At 71.5% G+C, this 20,371-nt stretch carries 19 protein-coding genes; 13 read left to right on the top strand and 6 right to left on the bottom strand.

Annotated features, from left to right (window positions below):
• Positions 1-1,713, bottom strand: a 1,713-nt coding sequence (locus tag ACWDX9_RS43945) for a serine/threonine-protein kinase (protein ID WP_449965653.1), incomplete at its 3' end; no start/stop codon positions are given.
• Between the two features lie 250 nt (positions 1,714-1,963).
• Between ACWDX9_RS43945 and ACWDX9_RS43940 the strand changes: the two genes are divergently transcribed.
• From ACWDX9_RS43940 to ACWDX9_RS43900, 9 genes are all read left to right on the top strand, one after another.
• Positions 1,964-2,944 (top strand): LacI family DNA-binding transcriptional regulator, encoded by a 981-nt coding sequence (locus tag ACWDX9_RS43940; RefSeq protein WP_449965651.1) that lies wholly within the window; start codon positions 1,964-1,966, stop codon positions 2,942-2,944.
• A gap of 16 nt (positions 2,945-2,960) precedes the next feature.
• Entirely contained in the window at positions 2,961-4,238 is a 1,278-nt protein-coding gene (locus tag ACWDX9_RS43935; protein WP_449965648.1) for a sugar ABC transporter substrate-binding protein, read from the top strand.
• Positions 4,238-5,110, top strand: coding sequence for a carbohydrate ABC transporter permease (locus ACWDX9_RS43930; RefSeq protein WP_449965645.1), 873 nt, complete (start codon positions 4,238-4,240; stop codon positions 5,108-5,110). Before ACWDX9_RS43935 ends, ACWDX9_RS43930 begins: the two co-directional genes overlap by 1 nt.
• Positions 5,110-5,916: a carbohydrate ABC transporter permease gene (locus ACWDX9_RS43925; protein WP_449965643.1), complete on the top strand. Its 807-nt coding sequence runs from the start codon at positions 5,110-5,112 to the stop codon at positions 5,914-5,916. The genes ACWDX9_RS43930 and ACWDX9_RS43925 overlap by 1 nt, the downstream gene beginning before the upstream one ends.
• Positions 5,917-5,926: 10 nt before the next feature.
• Positions 5,927-7,297, top strand: coding sequence for a sulfatase-like hydrolase/transferase (locus tag ACWDX9_RS43920; protein ID WP_449965640.1), 1,371 nt, complete (start codon positions 5,927-5,929; stop codon positions 7,295-7,297).
• Between the two features lie 78 nt (positions 7,298-7,375).
• Positions 7,376-8,875 carry a multicopper oxidase family protein gene (locus ACWDX9_RS43915; protein ID WP_449965638.1) on the top strand — a complete coding sequence of 500 codons (1,500 nt, stop codon included), beginning with the start codon at positions 7,376-7,378 and terminating at the stop codon, positions 8,873-8,875.
• A 42-nt stretch (positions 8,876-8,917) separates the two neighbouring features.
• On the top strand, positions 8,918-9,643 hold the full coding sequence (locus ACWDX9_RS43910) for a TetR/AcrR family transcriptional regulator (protein ID WP_355201410.1): 726 nt from the start codon (positions 8,918-8,920) through the stop codon (positions 9,641-9,643).
• A 125-nt stretch (positions 9,644-9,768) separates the two neighbouring features.
• Positions 9,769-11,148 (top strand): APC family permease, encoded by a 1,380-nt coding sequence (locus ACWDX9_RS43905; protein ID WP_449965634.1) that lies wholly within the window; start codon positions 9,769-9,771, stop codon positions 11,146-11,148.
• 16 nt (positions 11,149-11,164) lie between these two features.
• Positions 11,165-11,773, top strand: a complete 609-nt coding sequence (locus ACWDX9_RS43900; RefSeq protein ID WP_449965631.1) for a GOLPH3/VPS74 family protein — start codon at positions 11,165-11,167, stop codon at positions 11,771-11,773.
• Here ACWDX9_RS43900 and ACWDX9_RS43895 read toward each other — a convergent pair.
• Entirely contained in the window at positions 11,770-12,741 is a 972-nt protein-coding gene (locus tag ACWDX9_RS43895; protein WP_449965628.1) for a helix-turn-helix transcriptional regulator, read from the bottom strand. The two genes, ACWDX9_RS43900 and ACWDX9_RS43895, sit on opposite strands and share 4 nt — an antisense overlap.
• A gap of 61 nt (positions 12,742-12,802) precedes the next feature.
• Between ACWDX9_RS43895 and ACWDX9_RS43890 the strand changes: the two genes are divergently transcribed.
• From ACWDX9_RS43890 to ACWDX9_RS43875, 4 genes are all read left to right on the top strand, one after another.
• On the top strand, positions 12,803-13,375 hold the full coding sequence (locus ACWDX9_RS43890; RefSeq protein ID WP_449965625.1) for a DinB family protein: 573 nt from the start codon (positions 12,803-12,805) through the stop codon (positions 13,373-13,375).
• Between the two features lies 1 nt (position 13,376).
• Complete coding sequence (locus ACWDX9_RS43885; protein WP_449965623.1) at positions 13,377-13,814, top strand: VOC family protein; 438 nt, start codon at positions 13,377-13,379, stop codon at positions 13,812-13,814.
• 73 nt (positions 13,815-13,887) lie between these two features.
• On the top strand, positions 13,888-14,826 hold the full coding sequence (locus ACWDX9_RS43880) for a thermonuclease family protein (protein WP_449965621.1): 939 nt from the start codon (positions 13,888-13,890) through the stop codon (positions 14,824-14,826).
• Positions 14,827-15,023: 197 nt separating this feature from the next.
• Entirely contained in the window at positions 15,024-16,301 is a 1,278-nt protein-coding gene (locus ACWDX9_RS43875; protein ID WP_449965618.1) for a glycoside hydrolase family 30 protein, read from the top strand.
• Between the two features lie 57 nt (positions 16,302-16,358).
• Here ACWDX9_RS43875 and ACWDX9_RS43870 read toward each other — a convergent pair whose 3' ends face one another.
• The 4 genes from ACWDX9_RS43870 to ACWDX9_RS43855 all read right to left on the bottom strand — a co-directional run.
• A complete protein-coding gene (locus tag ACWDX9_RS43870; protein ID WP_350736700.1) occupies positions 16,359-17,177 on the bottom strand; it encodes a carbohydrate ABC transporter permease in 819 nt (272 codons plus the stop codon).
• On the bottom strand, positions 17,170-18,117 hold the full coding sequence (locus ACWDX9_RS43865) for a carbohydrate ABC transporter permease (RefSeq protein ID WP_364259474.1): 948 nt from the start codon (positions 18,115-18,117) through the stop codon (positions 17,170-17,172). The genes ACWDX9_RS43870 and ACWDX9_RS43865 overlap by 8 nt, the downstream gene beginning before the upstream one ends.
• 1 nt (position 18,118) lies before the next feature.
• Positions 18,119-19,372, bottom strand: a complete 1,254-nt coding sequence (locus ACWDX9_RS43860) for an ABC transporter substrate-binding protein (RefSeq protein ID WP_355201428.1) — start codon at positions 19,370-19,372, stop codon at positions 18,119-18,121.
• Positions 19,373-19,444: 72 nt separating this feature from the next.
• Positions 19,445-20,371 (bottom strand): ROK family protein (locus ACWDX9_RS43855; RefSeq protein WP_449965615.1); only part of this gene is annotated, 927 nt, incomplete at its 5' end.

Here is a 20,371-nt window from a genome sequence, read left to right as displayed (position 1 = left end):
GGTCAAGGCCGAGCGCTCGCGCTGGGCCAGCGAGGCGTACATGGCGGAGCGTGCCTCGGCCACCGGCGCGATCCGCCACGCGGCCACGCTCAGCAGCAGCGCGGTCAGCGGGTCGCCGGCCCGGGTCCGGTTCGCGAGCGCGGCCACCCGGCGGGCGGCCGACGTGTCCCGCTGGCGCGTGCCCAGCACGTCCTGCACGACCACGACCCCCACCGCGGCCAGCAGCACCGCGACGAGCGCCGCGATCGTGCCCCGGACGCGCCGGCGTCGCCTGGCCAGCTCCTGGGTGCGCTCGCGGGAGGCGTCCAGGAACGCCTGCTCGCGCTGGTTCGGCCGGAGCGGCCCGCGCCCGTTCGCGGCCCATTCGACGCTCTCGTCCAGGACCGTGCCCCGGTAGAGGTCGTCGGGGCGGCGGCCGTTCGCGTGCCACACGGTGGCCGCCCTGTTCAGGGCGTGGTGGACGCTCAGCGCCGAGCGGTCGGCCTCGACCCAGTCCCGCAGGCGCGGCCACGCCCGCAGCAGCGCCGCCCCGGCCAGCGTGATCGACTCGCCCTTGTGGACGAGCAGGCCCGCGTCCGTGTACGCCTGGAGCACCCGCTGCACGCCGGCCGGGTCCCGCGCGCCGTCGACGAGATCCCGGGTGGCCGCGTCCCTGAGCGCGGTCTCGGCGCTCTCGTCGGAGCGGACCATGCGCAGCAGCGCCGAGGGGACGAGCGCCTGGTCCTCCGGGCTGAGCCGCCCGTAGACGGCCTCGGCGACCTCGGCCGGCGGCGACCCGGCCAGATCGGCGGCCAGATCGGCGGCCGGATCGGCGGCCAGATCGGCGGGGGGCCTGACCTCGACGGCGGCCCGGCTCCCGCTGCTGAGCAGCCCGGTGAGCCCGCCCTGCGAGAGGCCCGGCCCGTTGACGGCGCTGTTCATGGCGATGAGGTCGAGCAGGAGGGAACGCGCCGGCGGGCGGGCCTGCGCGTCCAGCGACATCGCCTCGGTGACCAGGCGCCGCAGCGGCTCCGCCAGCACGGTGAAGTCGGGCCGCGTGCCGGTCACCTGGTACCGCAGGAGGGCGAGGTCGCCGGAGAACGGCGGCCGCCCGGTGGCCGCGTACAGCATCATCGCGCCCCACGCCCACACGTCCACGGCGGATCCGCCGCGCTGCCCGGCCAGCCGCTCGGGCGCCATGTACGGCGGCGTGCCCGCCGCGAACCCGCCCTCGGTCGTCTGCGACATCTCGCCCGTCCTGGCGAGCCCGAAGTCGATCACGCGCGGCCCGTCGGGCCCGAGCAGCACGTTGCCCGGCTTCAGGTCCCGGTGCACCACGTCCGCGTCGTGGATGGCGGCCAGCGCCGTGGCCACCCCGACGGCCAGCCGGTGCAGCCGGTCGGCGTCGAACGGCCCGTGCCGCTCGACCGCCGTGCGCAGGCTGGGCCCCTCGATGTGCTCGCTCACGATGTACGGCGCGGGCCCCTCGAGGTCGGCGTCGATGATGCGGGCCGTGCAGAACGAGGCCACCTTCCGCGCGGCCGTCACCTCCTTGACGAAGTCGGCCCGGGCCCCGGCGTGCTCCAGGAACTCCGGGCGGATGACCTTGATCGCCACCCGCCGGCCGGCGTCGTCGTAGGCGTCGTACACGACCCCCTGCCCGCCAGCGCCCAGCCGGCCCGCCAGCCAGTATTCGCCCAGTTGTGCCGGGTCGCCCGGCAAAAGAGGCGTCACAGGAACCCAAGCTAGCGATTGCCCACGATCGCGCGCCACCGGGTAGTCCCTAGGGAAAACCCGAGCCGATGGGGTTGATCCCGTGAGCACCGGAGGCATACGGTGCTAAACGATTAACATGCCGTCGCGCAGCCCGGTGAGAACCATCGGCGTGCCGACATCCCCATCCACATCAGCGGCCAGAGATTTCCCTTTATCTCTATAGGGAATGCTAGGTTATACGACTAACATGAGACCTACAGCGCGACAAGTGGCCGAGCTGGCGAACGTGTCAGTGGCGACCGTCTCCTACGTGCTCAGCGGCCGGGATCGCCCCGTGGCCGCCGAGACGAGGCAGCGGGTGCTCGAGGCAGCCAGGCAGCTCGGCTACACCCCCAACCAGGCCGCCAGGAGCCTGCGCAAGCGCCGCACCCAGCGGATCTGCCTGGTGCTCAGCTCGCTCGGCGGCGTGCCGAGCGACGAGCGCCTGGCCACCGACCTGCACGAGATGGCCGACGCCCGCGGCTACTCCGTGGTGACGCTCGCCGTCTACTCCGAGGCCCGCGCGAAGGCCGCCGTCGACGTGCTGCGCGGCGGCGTCGCCGACGGCGCGCTGATCAACCTCGTCGGCGACCACCTCACCCGCGACCTGGTCACCGGGCTCGCCGGCACCCGGCTGCCGATGGTGGTCCTGAGCAACGAGGACGGGCTCGAGGGCTGCGACCTCGTACGCACTCCGGAGACGGAGGCGTCCGCGGAGGCGGTCGAGCACCTGCTGGCCCAGGGCAGGCGGCGCATCGCGTTCCTGGCGCACCGCCACGAGCTCCACCGGGAGCAGCCCGCGGGCCGGCTCCTCGGCTACACGACCGCCCTGGACCGGCACGGCGTGAGCGAGCGGATCATCACCACGGGCGCGGACGACCGCGTGGCGGCCTACCAGACCGCCGCCGAGCTGCTGCGCTCGCCCGACCGCCCCGACGCGATCTTCGCGGCCTCCGACCGGGCCGCGATCAGCGCGATCTGGGCCGCCAGGGACGCCGGGCTCAGCGTGCCCGGCGACGTCGCGATCGTCGGCGCCGGCAACATCGACGAGGGTCTCATCAGCAATCCGCAGCTCAGCACCGTCGGCCCGCTCCGCCACGACTACACCGACGTCGCACGCCTGCTCTTCGACCGCCTCCAGGCCGAGGAGCAGCCACCCGCCCGCGAGATCGTCCGCTCCTGGACCTTCCTGCGGCGGGGCTCTTCGTAGAAGGGAAAACCCCGAGATGTCCTCCCCTCTGTCTCGCCGTGACCTGCTCCGCCTGGCCGCCGCCACCGCCACCGCCACCGTCGCCGGGCCCGTCCTGTCCTCCTGTGCGGGCGCACCGACCACCCAGGCCGCCGCGCCCGGGACGTTCACCGTCTACTGGAACGCGGGCCACGACTACCAGGCCTACCGGAAGGTGATCGCCGAGTTCGAGCAGGCCAACAAGGTCAAGGTCAACCTGCAGAAGTACCAGTGGCCCGACCTGCGCACGCGGCTGCTGGCGGACTTCGCCTCCGGGACCGTGCCCGACCTGGTCGAGGAGCCCGGCGGGTGGGTGCAGGAGTTCGCCGTCTCCGGCAACGCCCGCTCGCTGCAGGAGTACGTCGACCGCGACGGCCAGGCGATGGGCTTCCCCTCCGACTGGCAGCCGGTCACCGTGGAGCGCAACTCGTACCAGGGCAAGGTGTACGGCGTGCAGCTCCACCTGACCTGCAACACGCTCTTCTACAACAAGGCCATGCTCAGGGACGCCGGGGTGGAGGTGCCGGCCACGTGGGAGGACTTCCTGGCCGCCGCAAAGAAGCTCACCAAGGACGGCGTGTACGGCGTCGCGCTCAACCAGGACTACACCTACCTGTGGCCCTGGCTGACCCAGGCCGGCGTCACCCCCTACGACCCGTCGACCGGCAAGGTCATGACGCCGGTCGAGGACGCGGTCGCCGCCCTGCAGTTCCAGGCCGACCTCGTCCACAAGCACAAGGTGGCCCCGGTGCCGGTGACGGGCACCGACTACTCGGGCCCGCAGAAGCTGTTCTCGGCCAAGCGCGCCGCGATGATCTTCACCGGCCCGTGGGACCTGGAGCCGATCAGGAAGACCAGCCCCGACATCGAGGTGGGCGTCGCGCCGCCGCTCAAGCACAAGACGCAGGCCACGCAGGCGGCGGGGGTCAGCATGTTCGTGCCCGCCAAGGCGGCCAGGCCCGACCTGTCCTGGGACTTCATCAAGCGCATCACCGCCATCGAGGTCGAGCAGGCCGCCACCAAGGAGACCGGCATGCTGATGCCGCGCGTCTCCTGGACGAAGCTGCCCGAGGTGGCGTCGAACGAGGTCACCAAGGTCTTCGCCGACGCTCTCCCGTACGCCAAGGACTCCTCCCAGCAGGTGCGCCTCACCGGGCAGCTCGGCAAGTGGGAGGAGCAGCTCAAGGTCATGTACCAGCAGGTGCTCATCCAGAACCAGCCGGCCGCCGAGGCGCTCGCGGCGTTCACCAAGTCGGCCGAAGGCTTCCTGCGGTGATGAGGCCCCGCACGCTCGCCGGTCGTTACGCGCGGACGGCCTACCTGTTCCTCCTTCCCGCCATCCTGTTCTTCGCGGCCTTCTTCTACCTGCCGATCGGCAACGTCGTGGCCACCAGCCTGCGCACCGGGCCGCAGGCCGACCAGTGGGCCGGGCTGGGCAACTACACGCAGGCGCTGGCCGACCCGGCGGTGCGGCACTCGTTCCTGGTGACGGTGGCCTTCGCGGTGGCCGTGGTCGTGGGCTCGATCGTGCTCGGGCTGGCCCTGGCGATGGCGCTCGACCAGCCGCTCAAGGGGCGGGTGGCGTTCCGGGTGCTGCTGCTGGTGCCGTACCTGACCTCCGTGGCGATCGTCGGCCTGCTGTGGCGCAACATCCTCGACCCCGAGCTGGGCGTGCTGAACCGGGTGCTGCTCGCGGCCGGGCTGCCCGCGCAGCAGTGGCTCAACACCGCGCCGCTGCTCACGATCGCCGCCGTGACGCTGTGGCAGAGCGTGGGCTACACGATGGTGCTGTTCCTGGCCGGGCTGCAGGGCATCCCCGAGACGTACCACGAGGCCGCCAAGATCGACGGCGCGGACTCGTGGCGGCGCTTCTGGCGCATCACGCTGCCGCTGCTGGCTCCGACGACGCTGTTCGTGTCGGTGATGGCGGTGATCTCGGGGCTGCAGGCGTTCGGGCATGCGTACATCATCACGGGCGGCGGACCCGGCGACGCCACCGACCTGTCCGTCTTCCACATCTTCAACGTGGCCTTCCGCACCAGGGACTTCGGCTACTCCTCGGCGCAGTCGGTGCTGCTGCTGATCGTGATCGTGGCGTTCACGCTGGTCCAGCTCCGGGCGGGGCGGCGCGGGGAGGTCGTGTACTGATGCGCAGGACGCTGCTCTACCTCCTGCTCGGGCTGGCCTCGCTGGTCATGGTGGTGCCGCTGCTCTACATGCTGTCGCTGTCGCTCCAGACCGAGGCCGAGACGCTGTCGGCCGAGGCCGTGGTCTGGCCCGGGTCTCCGCAGTGGGGCAACTACGCCGAGCTGTTCGCCCGCGCGCCGTTCGGGAACTTCATCGTCAACAGCCTCGTCGTGGCCGGCGCCATCACGCTGGCGCACCTGATCTTCGACCCGCTGGTCGGGTACGTGTTCGCCAAGTTCCGCTTCCCGCTGCGCAACACCCTGTTCGTGGCGCTGCTGGCCACGCTCATGGTGCCGTTCTTCGTGCGGATGATCCCGCTGTACGTGCTCATGGCCAACCTGGGGTGGCTCAACACGTACCAGGGGTTGATCACGCCGTTCCTCATGGACGCGTTCGGGATCTTCCTCATGCGGCAGTTCATCCAGCCCATCCCCGACGACCTGATCAGCGCGGCCCGCATCGACGGCGCCTCCGAGCTGGGCATCTACCGGCGGATCATCCTGCCGCAGACGCGGCCCGCGCTGGCCGTGCTCGGGCTGTTCACGTTCGTCTTCCAGTGGAACGAGTTCCTCTGGCCGCTGGTCGCCACCACGACGCCCGAGATGCGCACGATTCCCGTCGGGCTCACCCTGTTCAACCAGGAGTACTTCACGTTGTGGCACCTCACGGCCGCGGGCTCGGTGATCCTCTTCGTCCCCACCGCCGTCCTGTTCATCTTCACCCAGCGATACTTCGTGCGCGGCATCGCGCTGACCGGCCTCAAATAGGAGTCATTTCTTGCGTCCGAACGTGATCGTCGTCTTCACCGACCAGCAGCGGTGGGACACCGTCGGCCCCTTCACCCCCAACCTCGACAGGATGGCCAGGCACGGCACGCAGGCCACGGTCGCGCTCACGCCGCAGCCGGTGTGCGCGCCCGCCCGCGCCGCGCTGCAGACGGGCCGCTACCCGACCACGACCGGCGTCCACCGCAACGGCCGCGTGCTGCCGCCCGAGGAGCGCACGCTGGCCCACCACTTCGGCGCGGCCGGCTACGCCACCGGCTACATCGGCAAGTGGCACCTCGGCGGCGGCGAGCCGGTCCCGGCCGACCGGCGCGGCGGTTACCAGTCGTGGCTGGCCGCGAACGCGCTGGAGCACACCTCGGACGCCTACCGCACGATCGTGTACGACGAGGCGAACGAGCCCGTGCAGCTGCCCGGCTACCGCTCCGACGCCCTCGTGGACGCGGCCATCAGGTACGTCGCCGACCACCACGAGGAGCCGTTCTTCCTGTTCCTGTCGTTCCTGGAGCCGCACCACCAGAACGAGGTGGACAACTACCCGGCCCCCGACGGCTACGAGGAGCGCTACCAGGGCCGCTGGATGCCGCCGGACCTGGCCGCCCTCGGCGGCACCGCCCACCAGCACATGGGCGGCTACCTGGGGCAGGTCAAGAGGCTGGACGAGGGGCTCGGGCGGCTGCTGGACGCGCTGCGCAGCATGGACCTGCTGGACGACACGATCGTGGCGTACACCTCCGACCACGGCAACCACTTCAAGACCCGCAACGGCGAGTACAAGCGCTCGTGCCACGACGCCTCGCTGCGCGTGCCGCTGGCGCTGCGCGGCCCCGGCTTCGACGGCGGCGGCGCCGTCTCCCGGCCGGTCAGCACCATCGACCTGCCTCCCACGCTCCTGGAGGCCGCCGGGCTGCCCGTCCCCGGCTCGATGCAGGGCCGCTCGTTCCTCCCGCTGGTCCGGGACCCCGGGGCGGCGTGGCCCGAGGAGGTGTTCTTCCAGGTGAGCGAGTCGGAGGTGGGACGCGGGATCCGTACCTCGCGCTGGAAGTACTACGCCGTCGCCGAGGACGCCCACCCGTGGGACGACCCCGCCTCCGACCGCTACCGGGAGCAGGCGCTCTACGACCTGGAGAACGACCCGCACGAGCTGGTCAACCTGGCGGGGTTCCCGTCGCACGCCGGGGTGGCGGCGGAGCTGCGGGAGCGGCTCGTCCGCCGGATCGCGGAGGCCGAGGGGGCCGAGCCGGTCATCGAAGCGGCCGTCGAGCGACCGGCGCCGCCGCAGGCGATGACCGACCCGGAGGTGCGGCTGAGCGGCTCCAAGCCGGTCCGCTTCGGCCACCAGCCCCCGCCCGGAACGCGTTAGGGATCTCCATCGGCGTGGCGAGGGGATTTCGCCCGTTACCCTCCGTAATCTCGCCTGGTGAGCGGAGGGAGAGGTGTCGTGGGTGGTTGGTCGAGTTCGTGGGGTACGGGCGGGCGGGTGTCCCGCCGGGCGTTCGTCACCGGCACATTCGCCAGTGCGCTGGCCGGCGCCGTCCCCCTGCTGGGGGGCCCGCCCGCGGCGGCGGAGCCGCGGCCCCGGGCGATGGTGCTGCGGGCCCGGCCCGCGACGGTCACCCTGGGGCGGCGCACGGTGCGCACCTGGACGTACAACGACGAGGTCCCCGGCCCGCAGATCAGGGTCATGGCCGGTGAGCGGGTCCGCGCGAAGCTGGTCAACGACCTGCCCGCGGCGACCACCGTGCACTGGCACGGCATCAGGCTCGACTTCCCCATGGACGGCGCGCCCGGGTTCAGCCAGGAGGCGACCCAGCCGGGCAGGACGTTCGACTACGACTTCACCGTGCCCGATCCCGGCACGTACTTCTACCACTCGCACGTCGGCACCCAGCCCGACCGCGGCCTGTACGGCACGCTGGTCGTCCTCGACCCGCGGGAGCCGCTCGACTACGACGAGGAGTTCACCGTCGTGCTCGACGACTGGCTGGACGGCATCGACGGCACTCCCGACGACGCCCTGGCCCGGCTGAACGCCTCCACCGACCACGACGACACCCTGCGCAGCGAGGCGCTCGGCGGCGTGGCGGCGGAGATGGTGCACCCGCTCTACCTGGTCAACGGCCAGGCGCCGGACGCCCCCATGACCTTCCGCACCGCGCCGGGCCGCACGGTCAGGTTCCGGGTGATCAACGCGGCGTCCGACACCGCCTTCCGGGTGGCGCTCGGCGGGCATCGCATGACCGTCACCCACACCGACGGGTTCCCGTGCCGGCCCGTGGACGTGGACACGTTCCTCATCGGCATGGGCGAGCGCTACGACTTCCTGACCCGGCTCGACTCGGGCGCGTTCCCGCTGGTCGCGATAGCGGAGGGCAAGCGGGGGCGGGCGTTCGCGGTGGTGCGGACGGATCGGCGGGCCGAGGCGCCGGCGAGCACCGTCCAGGTGCCGGAGCTGACCGAGCGGATGCTGGCGTACCGGGACCTGGAGGCACCGTCGTCCCTCGATCTCCCCCGCCCGTCCAGGGCCATCACGGTGACGCTGGGCATGCGCCCGTCCGGCAACGAGTGGACGATGAACGACAAGGTCGCCGGCGACCACCTGCGGCTGCGCGTGGACCGAGGGGAGACGGTCCGGCTGATCCTGGACAACCAGTCGCCCATGTGGCACCCGATGCACCTGCACGGCCACACGTTCCAGCTGCGCCTGGCGGACGGGCGCGGGCCGCGCAAGGACACCGTGAACATCAAGCCGCGCCAGCGGCTCCACCTGGACGTGCTCGCCGACAACCCCGGCGAGTGGATGTTCCACTGCCACAACCTGTATCACCAGGAGCAGGGCATGATGGGCGCCATCGGCTACGGCCCCGCCCGGACCCCGGCCCCGGCCCACGCCGGCCACCGTCCCCAGCAGCACGACCGCAAGCGGAAGCGTCGCCACTAACACTGTTCGCACATGCGTACATCGTGCGCTATGGTGAGGGGCATGGCGAAAGACGAGCAGTCCATCCCCTCGGTGTGGGCGCGGCCCCGCCGCGAGCGGGAGCAGCCGGCGCTGAGCCGCGACCAGATCGTGGCCGAGGCCGTCCGGCTGCTCGACGAGGAGGGCATCGACGCCCTGAGCATGCGCCGCCTCGGCAGCCGGCTCAACGCCGGGGCGACCTCGCTCTACCGCCACGTGGCCAACAAGGACGAGCTGATCGAGCTCGCCGTGGACGCGGTCTACGGCGAGCTGCCGCTGCCCGAGGAGACCGACGCCACCCGGTGGCGGGAGGTCATCGCGCGCATCGCCCACGGCCTGCGCGCCACGATCCTGCGCCATCCCTGGATGGCCGCCAAGCTCGGCGAGGTGGGGCTGGCCTACCTGGGGCCCAACATGCTGCGCCAGACGGAGCACATGCTCGGCGTCTTCGAGTCCGCCGGGTTCCCGCTCGACGAGGCCGACCAGGCGATGAGCACGCTGGTCGCGTACGTGCTCGGCGTCACCACCAGCGAGGCCGCGATCCTGTCCATGATCGCCCGCAGCGGTCAGACCGAGCAGGAGTGGGTGGAGCACCTGTGGCCGGCGGCCGAGCGGGCGGTGCAGGACTACCCGCGGCTGCGCGCCCGTTACGCCGCGCAGCGCGGCCAGCTCTCCTCCCAGGCCGACCAGGACGGCTTCGAGTACGGCCTCCAGCGGGTCCTCGACGGCCTCCAGTCCCGCCTCGGCTGATCCCCATGTCGAGCCCTGCTCACGTGTGACATAAGCCTGCCATCGGTCTTGCGACGCGGCCTCGGGCTACGGAAGGATCGCCCAATCGAACCCCCCCGTTCCCGCATGACCTTGGAGTGGCCGTCGTGCCCACACAGCACGCGAACGTCGAGCAGTTCGGATACCGGCAGGAGTTACGTCGCGGGGTCGGGATGACCGACCTCGTGTCCTACGGCCTGGTGTTCATGGTGCCGATCTCCCCATTCGCGATCTTCGGCTCCGTCTATGCCCGCTCGGGCGGCATGCCGGCCCTGGCGTACCTCGTCGGGATGATCGCGCTGCTGTTCACGGCAGCCTCGTACGCGCAGATGGTCAAGGCCTTCCCGCTGTCCGGCTCGGTCTACAACTACGCCGGCCGCGGCATCGCGCCGCCGGCCGGGTTTCTGACCGGGTGGATGGTGCTGCTCGACTACATCCTCGTCCCGTGCCTGCTCTACCTCGTCGCCTCCATCGCGATGCACGCCATCATGCCGGAGATCCCCGTGTGGGTCTGGCTGATCGCCTTCGTGGCGCTCAACACCGCGATCAACCTCCGGGGCATCCGGATGACGGTCAAGCTCACCCGGATCATGATCGTGTTCGAGCTGGTCGTGCTGGCGCTGTTCCTCGTGGTCGGCGTCTGGGCCCTGCTCCAGGGCAAGGGCCGCGGGTTCAGCCTCTCCCCGCTGTTCAACCTGGAGACGTTCTCCTGGCCGGTGGTGTTCGCCGCGGTGTCGGTGGCCGTGCTGTCGTTCATCGGCTTCGACGGGATCAGCATGCTGGTCGAGGAGTCCACCGGCGGGTCCGAGCAGGTGGGCAGGGCCATGCGGCTGGCCCTGGTGCTGGCCGGCGTGCTGTTCATCGTGCAGGTGTGGGTGGCCGCGCTGCTGGTGCCCGACCCGGCGGGCCTCCTGCGCAATGGAGGCGACACCGCGTTCTACGACGCGGCCGCGGTGGCCGGCGGCCAGTGGCTCAGGCACCTCACCTCGACCGCCACCGCGCTCTCCTGGGGCGTGGCCAACACCATGGTGGCCCAGGTCGCGGCCTCCCGCCTGCTGTACGCGATGGCCCGCGACCGGCAGCTCCCGTCGTTCCTGGCGAAGGTGTCGGTCAGGCAGTCGGTGCCGGCCAACGCCATCGCGCTCGTCTCCCTGCTGTCCGTCGGCCTCGGGGTCTGGATGTCCACCCGCTCCGACGGCGTCGACCTCCTCAGCAGCCTGATCAGCATGGGCGCCATGGTCGCGTTCATCGTCCTGCACGCGTCGGTGATCGTGCACTACTCGCTGCGCCTCGGCTCGGACGCCATGTGGACGCACCTCGTCGCGCCGCTGATCGGGATGGGGATCCTCATCTTCGTCGTGATCAACGCCCATGTGATGGCGCAGCTGGTGGGCCTGATCTGGCTCGGCGTCGGCGGCCTGGTGCTGGCCGGCCTGTACGCGCTCGGCCGCCCGCCCACCCTCCAGGGCCTGACCGGACGTCTCTGACGGGCGAGGGGACACCATGAACCGGCTGACGCTCCACGAGGACCTGTATCTCATCGCGCACGACCAGTCCGGCAAGCCCCTGATCCACCAGTCGTCGATGGCTCTCGGGCTGGCCGGCGCGGTGGTGCTCGAACTGGCCGTCAGCGGTCGCGTCACCGTCGCCGACGGCCAGGCGACCGTCTCCCGCCCTCCGGCCGGCGACACCCCCGTCTCCCTGGCGGACGGCGACGTCAAGCTCCTGATCAAGAAGGCGGCGAACGGCCTCTACGACCGCACCCGCGAGGCCCTGGTCGCCTCGGGCGTGCTCGTCAGGGTGAGCAGGCGCCGCCTGGGCATGCTGCCGTACACGCGTCACCAGCTCGCCGACATCGCCTCGGTCGTCCGGGCCTCTTCGGGGGTGCGCTCGGCGGTCGAGGGCTGGAAGCCGCCGGACGCGCGGTGCGCCGCGCTCTGCGGGCTGGTTGCGGTGCTGCGGCTGGAGTCGGAGCTCTACCTCGACCAGCCCGCGAACCGGCTGGTCGGCCGCCTCCGCGAGATCGCCTCGGCCGCCCCGCCCGTGGTGGGCGAGCTGGTCGCGGTCGTGGACACCCTGGTCGGGGAGGCCGCCGTGGCGGTGTACCGCTAGCCGTGACCTGAGCCGGGCCCGGCCATCGCCGCGAGGCGGCGGGCGAGCCGGGCGACGGCCTCCCGCAGCTCGGCGGGCTCCAGCACCTCCGCCTCGAAGCCCAGCCGGGCCACGTGCACGGCCAGCCAGTCGAGGTCCTGCCCGCCGGCGACGAGCACGCACCACCCGTCGCGATCGTCCTCGACGCGTCCCACCTGGGGCGGCACCAGCTCCCGCACGCGGTCTGGCGGCGCGTGCAGGCGCACCCGGGCGAGATAGCGGTACGGCGCCTCGGCCACGGACCGCTGCACGTAGGCGGCCGGGTCAGGATGCTCCCTGGCCCGGAAGCGCCAGGTCGTCGCCTCCGCCTCGCGCATCCGGTCCAGCCGGAAGGTGCGCCAGCCGTCGCGGTCGACGTCCCAGGCCATCAGGTACCAGCGGCGGCCGGTGGAGACCATCCGCACCGGCTCGACCGTGCGCTCGCGCTCCCCGCCGTCGTGGCCGGCGTACCGGAAGCGCACCCGCACGGCGTCGCGGCAGGCCCGCGCGAGCATCATCAGCAGCTCCGCGTCGATCTCGACCCCGGGGTCGGCGAGGGTCTCGGTGGCGCCGTACACCGCCCGAACCTCGGCGCGCAGCCGGGGCGGCATCACCTGGTCGAGCTTGGCGAGCGCCCGCAGCGCCGCCTCGCCCGCCCCGGTGACCGTGCCTCCCGCCGCCAGCCGCAGGGACACCGCCGTCGCGATCGCCTCCTCGTCGTCGAGGAGCAGCGGCGGCAGCCGGGTGCCCGCGCCGAGCTGGTAGCCGCCGCCGACGCCCGCCGTCGCGTGCACGGGATAGCCGAGCGCGCGTAACCGCTCCACGTCGCGGCGCACCGAGCGGTCAGTGACCCCCAGCTCGGCGGCGAGCTCGACAGCGGTCCAGGACGGCCGGCGCTGCAGCAGCGCCAGCAGCCGCAGCACCCGCTCGGTCGTCGACTCAACAGACACGCGCTCATCGTTCCACAGATCACGGACCGATCCTGTCCGCTATATGCGAGAGGCTTGAGCCATGAACGACCTGCCCTGGAACACCCTGCTCCGAGATCAGACCGACTGGCACTGGACCCATCAGCTGCGCGATCGCCTCGACGGGCTCACCGATGAGGAGTACTTCTGGGAGCCGGCGCCCGGCTGCTGGAGCGTGCGGCCGCGCGGCACCGGCGCCGCGCCGGTGCAGGCCGGGGCCGGCGCGATGACCATCGACTTCGAGTTCCCGATGCCCGAGCCGCCGCCGTTGACGACGATCGCCTGGCGGCTCGGGCACGTGATCGTCGGCGTGCTGGCGATGCGCAACGCCTCGCACTTCGGCGCCACGCCGACCGACTACGAGTCGTTCGAGTACGCTCCGACCGCGGACGCGGCGCTGGCCCAGCTCGACGCCGAATACGCCACGTGGCTGGCCGGGGTCGAGTCCCTCGGCGAGGCCGGCCTCGGCCGCCCGTGCGGGGAGGCGGAGGGGCCGTACGCCGAGTATCCGCTGGCGGCGCTGGTGCTGCACATCAACCGCGAACTGATCCACCATCTGGCGGAGGTCTGCCTGCTGCGCGACCTCTACCTGCACACTCACCGGGAGGCGAGCTGACATGGCCCGCGACGTTCAGATCACTTTCGACTGCGCCGATCCGGCCGGGCTGGCCACGTTCTGGGCCGAGGCCCTCGGCTACCGGGTGCAGGACCCGCCCAAGGGCTTCGAGTCGTGGGAGCAGGCCCTGGAGGCGATGGGCGTGCCGCCCGAGCGCCGCAACGACGCCTCGGCGGTGATCGACCCCGACGGGGCCGGGCCGCGGCTGTTCTTCCAGCGGGTGCCGGAGGGCAAGCAGGTCAAGAACCGCGTGCACCTCGATGTGCGGGCCGCCCCCGGGTTCGAGGGCGACGCGCGGATGGCGGCCCTGGAGGCGGAGGCCGAGCGGCTCGTCTCCCACGGCGCCACCCGGCTCCAGCGCCACGAGCCCGCTCCCCCGCTCGGCGCCGGTCACATCGTGATGGCCGACCCCGAGGGCAACGAGTTCTGCCTCGACTGATCGGCCGCGCCCCCCATGGACGGCGCGAGGTGCGCGGGTTACGCTCCGCTCGCCACAAGATGGGGGGCAATCCATGACTTACACGCTTTTACGCGGGAACTTCGTGATCCGGTACGCGGATCTCCCGCGACAGGGCCCCGAGCCCGACGGCGACACCGTGAAGTTCCTGCCCGACTCGCCCGCGCTGGTGGAGGGGCTGCCGCGGCGCTCCGGCCACCCGCCGAAGATCAACCGCCGTGGCGTCTCCGTGCGCCTGGAGGCCATCGACGCGCTGGAGACCCACTTCGAGGAGACGCACCAGCAGCTCGCCGGGGCCAACGCGGCCCGGGACGAGCTGCTGCGCCTGCTCGGGTTCACGAACGTGCGCTACTGGGAGGACCTGCCCAACAAGGTGCAGTCGGCGGACCAGGACTCCCTCCGCGGGCACGTGCTCACCAACGGGGTCGACGCGAACGGCCGGCTGATCGGGTTCGCCTACGCCGGTGACCCTCCGGGGGCCGACGGGGCCTCGGTGTTCCTGGACCCGGCGCTCGCGGACGCGTCCGCCAACGGCACGCTGCTGGCCGGCGGGCTGGTCTATCCGGCGTTCTACGCGACGCTGCCGGCGCAGCTGCGTACGCATCTGGCGGAGGTGTCGCAGGCGGCCAGGGGGAAGGCCGCCGGCATCTGGCCCGGCTCGACCGCCGACCCCAACGGCGCCGCCACCGTCACCGGCCTGGCCGACGCCGAGGGCCTGGTGATGTGGCCGAAGCTGTTCCGCCGCCTCGTGCCGTACCTCGCGGCCGGTTTCACGGACTTCGACGGCTTCGACGCCTGGCTGCGCGCGGACCCGGTCAACCGGGACGACGAGGTGTTCCTGCTCACCAACCTCGAACGCGGCAACCTGCACGACGTGATCAAGGGGGCCGGGCAGCAGATCCAGCTCACGGTGTGGCCGGAGGAGTTCATCATCGCCCCGGACCCGGCGCCGCCGGGCACCGTCGTCAATCCGCCGCCGGTCGCGAGCCGCTGACGCACCGGAGTGGGGGCCGGGGCGCGCACAGCGCCCCGGCCCCGCTGTGTCCGCGCGCTGAACGCCGGTTGACGGGAGGCCTCCGGACCGCTTACGGTTCCGGCGATATCGGTGAAATATATCGATATGTATCCGAAACTTTCGGAGGCGTCATGTTTCGTGGAGTCGTCGCGGTCGCCTTGCTCGGCCTCCCTGCGGTGAATCCCTCCCAGCCCCCCGCCATCACCGTGAACGAGCACGCCAGGCACCAGGAGATCGACGGCTTCGGCATCTCCCAGGCGTTCCGGCGCAACGAGCTGCTCAAGGCGCTGCCGGAGTCGCAGCAGCGCGAGGTCCTGGACCTGTGGTTCGACCGCGAGAAGGGCGCCGGGCTCAGCATCCTGCGGCTCGGCATCGGCTCCTCCCCGGCCGGGAGCCCGTACGACCACATGGTGTCGATCCAGCCCGAGGACCCCGGCGGCCCGGACGCCCCGCCCAAGTACGTGTGGGACGGCGACGACAACAGCCAGGTGTGGGTGGCCAAGGCGGCCCAGGCGTACGGCGTGAAGCGGTTCTTCGCCGACGCCTGGAGCGCGCCCGGCTACATGAAGGACAACGGCGACGACAAGGGCGGCGGCACGCTGAAGCCGGAGTGGCAGCGGGCGTACGCGAACTACCTGGTGGCGTACACGAAGTTCTACGCCAGGGAAGGCATCAAGATCACCGACCTGGGGTTCACGAACGAGCCCGACTGGACGGCCACGTACGCCTCCATGCGCTTCACCCCGGAGCAGGCCGCCCAGTTCGCCAAGGTGCTGGGCCCGGTGGCCAAGGGCGTGCACGTGACCTGCTGCGACTCGTTCGGCTGGAACCAGGCCAAGGCGTACACGGCCGCGATCGAGGCCGACCCCGAGGCCCGCCGCTGGGTGAAGACCCACACCGGGCACACCTACGCCAGCCCCGTGGACGCGCCGCTGCCGACGACCAGGAAGACCTGGATGTCGGAGTGGAACCCGAACGGCAGCACCTGGAACGAGAGCTGGGACGACGGCAGCGGCTACGACGGCTTCGCGATCGCGCAGGCCGTCCACGACGCGCTCACGCTGGGGAACGTCAGCGGCTACGTCTACTGGCTGGGCGGCTCGCGCGGCGCGACCCGGGCGCTGCTGCAGCTCGACGACACGGCGAAGACGTATCGCGTGTCGAAGCGGCTGTGGGCGCTGGCGGCGTACAGCAGGTTCATCCGGCCGGGCGCGGTCAGGCTGGACACGGCGGCGGCGGATCCGGCGCTGAAGGTCTCCGCCTTCCGCAACCCGGACGGCTCCCGCGTCGTCGAGGTGCTCAACACGGGCACCGCGCCGGTCACGTGGCAGGGCGTGCGCGGCCGGGCGACCGCGTACCTCACGGACGGCGCCAACTCGCTCACGCCGTCCCCGGTGACGGGCCGGACGGTGACGCTGCAGCCGCGGGCGCTCACCACGATCGTCATCCGCTGAGGAGGCCGCGGGAGCCCGGGCAGGTGCCGGCCCGGGCTCCCGTCACGAGCGGGGCGCTCAGCCCTTCGAGCCGGTGGTGGCGATGCCCTGGATGAACTGCCGCTGCAGGAACACGAAGACGGCGATCACCGGGAGCGAGGCGATGAGCGAGCCGGCCATCAGCACCGGATAGTCCGTCTGGTACTGGCCCTGGAGCGCGGCCAGCCCTGCCGACAACGTCATCTTGTCCGGGTCGGTGTTGACCACCAGCGGCCAGAACAGGTCGTTCCAGGCCCACAGCAGCACCAGGATGGCCAGCGCCACCAGGCCAGGCCGCGCCAGCGGCAGCATGATCGACCAGTAGATGCGCACCGGCCCGGCGCCGTCCAGCCGGGCGGCCTCCTCCAGCTCGCGCGGCAGCCCGAGGAAGAACTGCCGCAGCAGGAACACCCCGAAGGCGCTGAACAGCCCCGGCACGATGATCGCCTGCAGGCTGTTGAGCCAGCCGAGCGACGACATGATCTGGTACTGCGGGATCACGAAGAGCTGCGGCGGCACCATGAGCACCGACAGGAAGACGCCGAAGAGCAGGTTCCTGCCGGGAAAGCGCAGCCGGGCGAAGGCGTAGGCGGCCATCGAGCAGAACAGCACCTGCCCCGCCACCCGCCCCGCCGCCATCACCACGGTGTTGAGGAACTGGTCGCCGAACGGCAGCAGCTCGAAGACCTTCGCGTAGTTGTCCCACCGCCACTCGGGCAGCAGGCTCGGCGGCACCCGGGTGGCGCCGCTGAGCGTCTTCAGCGAGGTGACGGCCTGCCACACGAACGGGGCCACCATCGCCAGCGACGCCGCGGCCAGCACCGCGTGCACCCCGAACGACCGACGACGCTCAGACATAGTGCACCCACCTGCGCTGGAGCCGGAACTGCAAGACCGTCAGCGCCGCGATGAGCAGGAGCAGCGCGATCACGATGGCGGCGGCGTAGCCGCGGTCGTCGGTGACGAAGGCGCGCTCGTAGAAGAGCTGCACCACCGTCTGGAGCCGCGAGTACGCCGGGTTGGCCCGCGCCGCCTGCCCGGACCCGGTCATCACGAAGACCAGGTCGAAGAGCTGCAGCGAGCCGATCACGGACACGATCGAGATGAAGAACGCGGTCGGCGACAGCATCGGCAGCGTGACCGAGAAGAACTGCCGGACGCGACCGGCCCCGTCCAGGCTCGCCGCTTCGTACAGCTCCTTCGGGATGGCCTGCATCCCGGCCAGGAAGATGATCAGGTTGTAGCCGATGCTGCTCCAGATCCCCACCACGACCAGCGCGTACATGGCCGTGTCCGGATCGGCGATCCAGTTGGGCCCGTCCACGCCGACGACCGCGAGCACCTGGTTGACCAGGCCGTAGTCGCCGTTGTAGAGCCACCGCCAGAGCATGGCGACCGCGACCGGCATGGTGACCACGGGCAGGAAGAAGGCCGTCCGGTACACGGCCACGCCCCGCAGCCCCGGCAGGTTGAGCAGCGCGGCGAACACGATGGCCAGCGGGATCCCCACCAGGCCCAGCCCGGTGTAGGCGAGCGTGTTGAGCACGGCCCGGCCCACCTCCGGGTCGGCGACGAGCCGGACGTAGTTGTCCAGACCCGTCCAGGTGTGGCCCCCGAACGCGCCCCACTCCGTGAAGGAGAAGTACGCGGTCTGGAGCACCGGCCAGAGGTAGAAGATCGCGAGCCCGAGCCCGGTGGGGGCGATGAACACGTACCCCCACAGGGCCTCGGTGCGCGGCGGACGTCTCCTTGCCGCGTGAGCCGCCCTGGTGAGGCGCTTCTCGGCGGTGGCGGTCACGTCACTCCTTGGCCAGCAGCTCGTTCATCCCGGCCGCGAGGTCCGCGGCCGCCTTCTCGATCGGCACCTCGCCGGTCCACGCCTTGGTGAGGTGGGTCAGCTCGGCCTCCTGCCAGGCGGCGGTGTTCTTGGAGACGGGGTACGGCACCGCGTACGCGACGGCGTCGAGGAAGACCTGCAGCTTCAGCTCGGGATGGGCGGCCGCCCACGCGCTCTGCGTGCCGTTGTACGCCGGGATCGGCCCCTTCTTGCCCAGCAGGTCGGCGGCCGGCTTGGAGCCGAGGAACTTGACGAACTCCCACGCCTCGGCCGGGTGCTCGGTCTTGGCCGACATGACGTTGGCGACGCCGTGGATGATCGTGGCCTGCTTCTCACCCTTGGGGAGCGGGGCCACGTCCACCTTGTCCTTGGTGTAGTCGTTCTTGGTGAACTCGGCCACGTCCCAGGAGCCGCCCCAGTACATCGCCAGCTTGCCGGCCTCGAAGAGCTGGATCGGGGCGGTGTCGGTCATGGTCTTGAGGTCGGGCGACTGCCCGCCGGCGATCAGGTCGGTCCAGAACCGCAGGCCCTCGATGGTCTTGGGGTCGTCGTAGCCGGACTTGCGGCCGTCGGGCGAGATCACGTGGCCGCCGGCCTGGTAGATGGTGTTGTACTGGTACTCCTGGAAGCTCGTGAGCTCCGCGCCGATCGCGTGGACGCCCTTCTTGGCGTCGGTGAGCTTGGCGGCGGCGGCCTTGAAGTCGGCCCAGGTCCAGTCGGCTGCCGGATATTTCACCTTCGCGGCGTCGAAGAGCGTCTTGTTGTACCAGACGCCGATGGTGTCCATGTCCTTCGGCAGGCCGTACAGCTTGCCGTCGTAGGTGTAGAGGTCGACCAGCGGCTTGGGGTAGACGGAGCTGTCGACCTGCTCCTCGATGGGCTTGATGACGCCGTTGGAGGCGTACAGCTGGAAGTTGGGGCCGTTCATCCAGAAGACGTCGGGGGCCGCGCCGCCGGTCACCGCCGCCTTGAGCTTGGTCCAGTAGTCGGCCCATGGCGTGACCTGGACGTCGACGGCGATGTTGGGGTGCGTCTTGGTGAACTCGGCGGCCAGCTCCTGCATGACCGCCTGCTGGGTGGCGTCCCAGACGCCGTAGGACAGCGTCACCTTCTCCTGCGACCGCGCACCCGTGCCAGCCTGCTCACCGCCCGCGCACGCGGAGGCCAGCAACGCCGCGCAAAGGAGCGCCGCACCGCTCCGTGCCGACTTCCACATCTCCCGTGTCCTCTCCTAGAACGTGGGAGTAATGATGGAGTCCAGTGAAATTTTCTTCAAGGCTTTGCTTTGTCACAGATGGCTCACGAGCGGGGTGCGGCCGTCGAGCAGGCGGTCCTCGACGTCGTCGAGCGCGATCCGTACGGCGCCGAGCACCACGGCCTCGTCGCCCAGCGCGGACATGAGGACCTCGGGCGTGCGGATGCACCAGCGGTCCAGCTCGCGCTTGAGCGGCTCGATGAGCACGTCGGCCGAGCGGGAGTAGCCGCCGCCGACCACGACCATCTGCGGGTCCAGCGCCAGGACCAGGGCGGACACGCCGAGCGCCAGGTCCCTGACGTAGCGGCGCACGGCCGTGACGGCGGCCCGCTCGCCCGCCCGGGCCGCCGCGAACACGTCGCCCGCCTCGCCGCTGGCGGCCTTGAGGTGCTCCTGGGCGCGGATCCAGCCGAGCGCGGGCAGCGCGCCGATCTCGCCCGAGGCGTTGGCGAAGCCCCGGTGCACCTTGCCGTCGATCACCAGGCCGGCGCCGGTGCGGAGCCCGGCCAGCAGGAACACCATGTCCTTGGCGTAGCGGGCCACGCCGCGCCAGCACTCGGCCCTGGCGGCGAGCTTGCTGTCGTTCTCGACCAGGACGGGGCCGGGGACCAGCCGGCGTACGTGGGCGGCCAGGTCGACGCCGGTCCACTCGGGCAGCGCCTCCGACAGCATCACCCGGCCCGCGCCGTCCACCAGGCCCGTCGTGCCGACGCCGGCGGCCCAGACGTCGCCCGCGGCCAGGCCGGCGCCCTCCAGGCACGCGGCCACCGCGGCGTCCACCGCCTCCAGCCGCTCCGGCCTGCCCATCTCCGGCGTCACCGGGACGGCGGCCCGGTCGCCGACGTTCCCGTCGAGGTCGGCGACGACGGCGCGGATCTTGTGGCCGCCGATGTCGACGCCGAGCACCCGCCCCGCGTCCGCCCTGAAGCGGTAGCGCCTGGCCGGGCGGCCCACGCCGCC

The organism is Nonomuraea sp. NPDC003201, from assembly GCF_053590415.1.
This window is presented reverse-complemented; position numbering and strand designations above follow the sequence as displayed.

Coding starts and splice junctions, on each gene's coding strand:
- ACWDX9_RS43935 (WP_449965648.1), top strand. CDS start 2,961: ATGTCCTCCCCTCTGTCTCGCCGTGACCTGCTCCGCCTGGCCGCCGCC.
- ACWDX9_RS43930 (WP_449965645.1), top strand. CDS start 4,238: ATGAGGCCCCGCACGCTCGCCGGTCGTTACGCGCGGACGGCCTACCTG.
- ACWDX9_RS43925 (WP_449965643.1), top strand. CDS start 5,110: ATGCGCAGGACGCTGCTCTACCTCCTGCTCGGGCTGGCCTCGCTGGTC.
- ACWDX9_RS43910 (WP_355201410.1), top strand. CDS start 8,918: ATGGCGAAAGACGAGCAGTCCATCCCCTCGGTGTGGGCGCGGCCCCGC.
- ACWDX9_RS43900 (WP_449965631.1), top strand. CDS start 11,165: ATGAACCGGCTGACGCTCCACGAGGACCTGTATCTCATCGCGCACGAC.
- ACWDX9_RS43890 (WP_449965625.1), top strand. CDS start 12,803: ATGAACGACCTGCCCTGGAACACCCTGCTCCGAGATCAGACCGACTGG.
- ACWDX9_RS43885 (WP_449965623.1), top strand. CDS start 13,377: ATGGCCCGCGACGTTCAGATCACTTTCGACTGCGCCGATCCGGCCGGG.
- ACWDX9_RS43880 (WP_449965621.1), top strand. CDS start 13,888: ATGACTTACACGCTTTTACGCGGGAACTTCGTGATCCGGTACGCGGAT.
- ACWDX9_RS43870 (WP_350736700.1), bottom strand. CDS start 17,177: ATGTCTGAGCGTCGTCGGTCGTTCGGGGTGCACGCGGTGCTGGCCGCG.
- ACWDX9_RS43860 (WP_355201428.1), bottom strand. CDS start 19,372: ATGTGGAAGTCGGCACGGAGCGGTGCGGCGCTCCTTTGCGCGGCGTTG.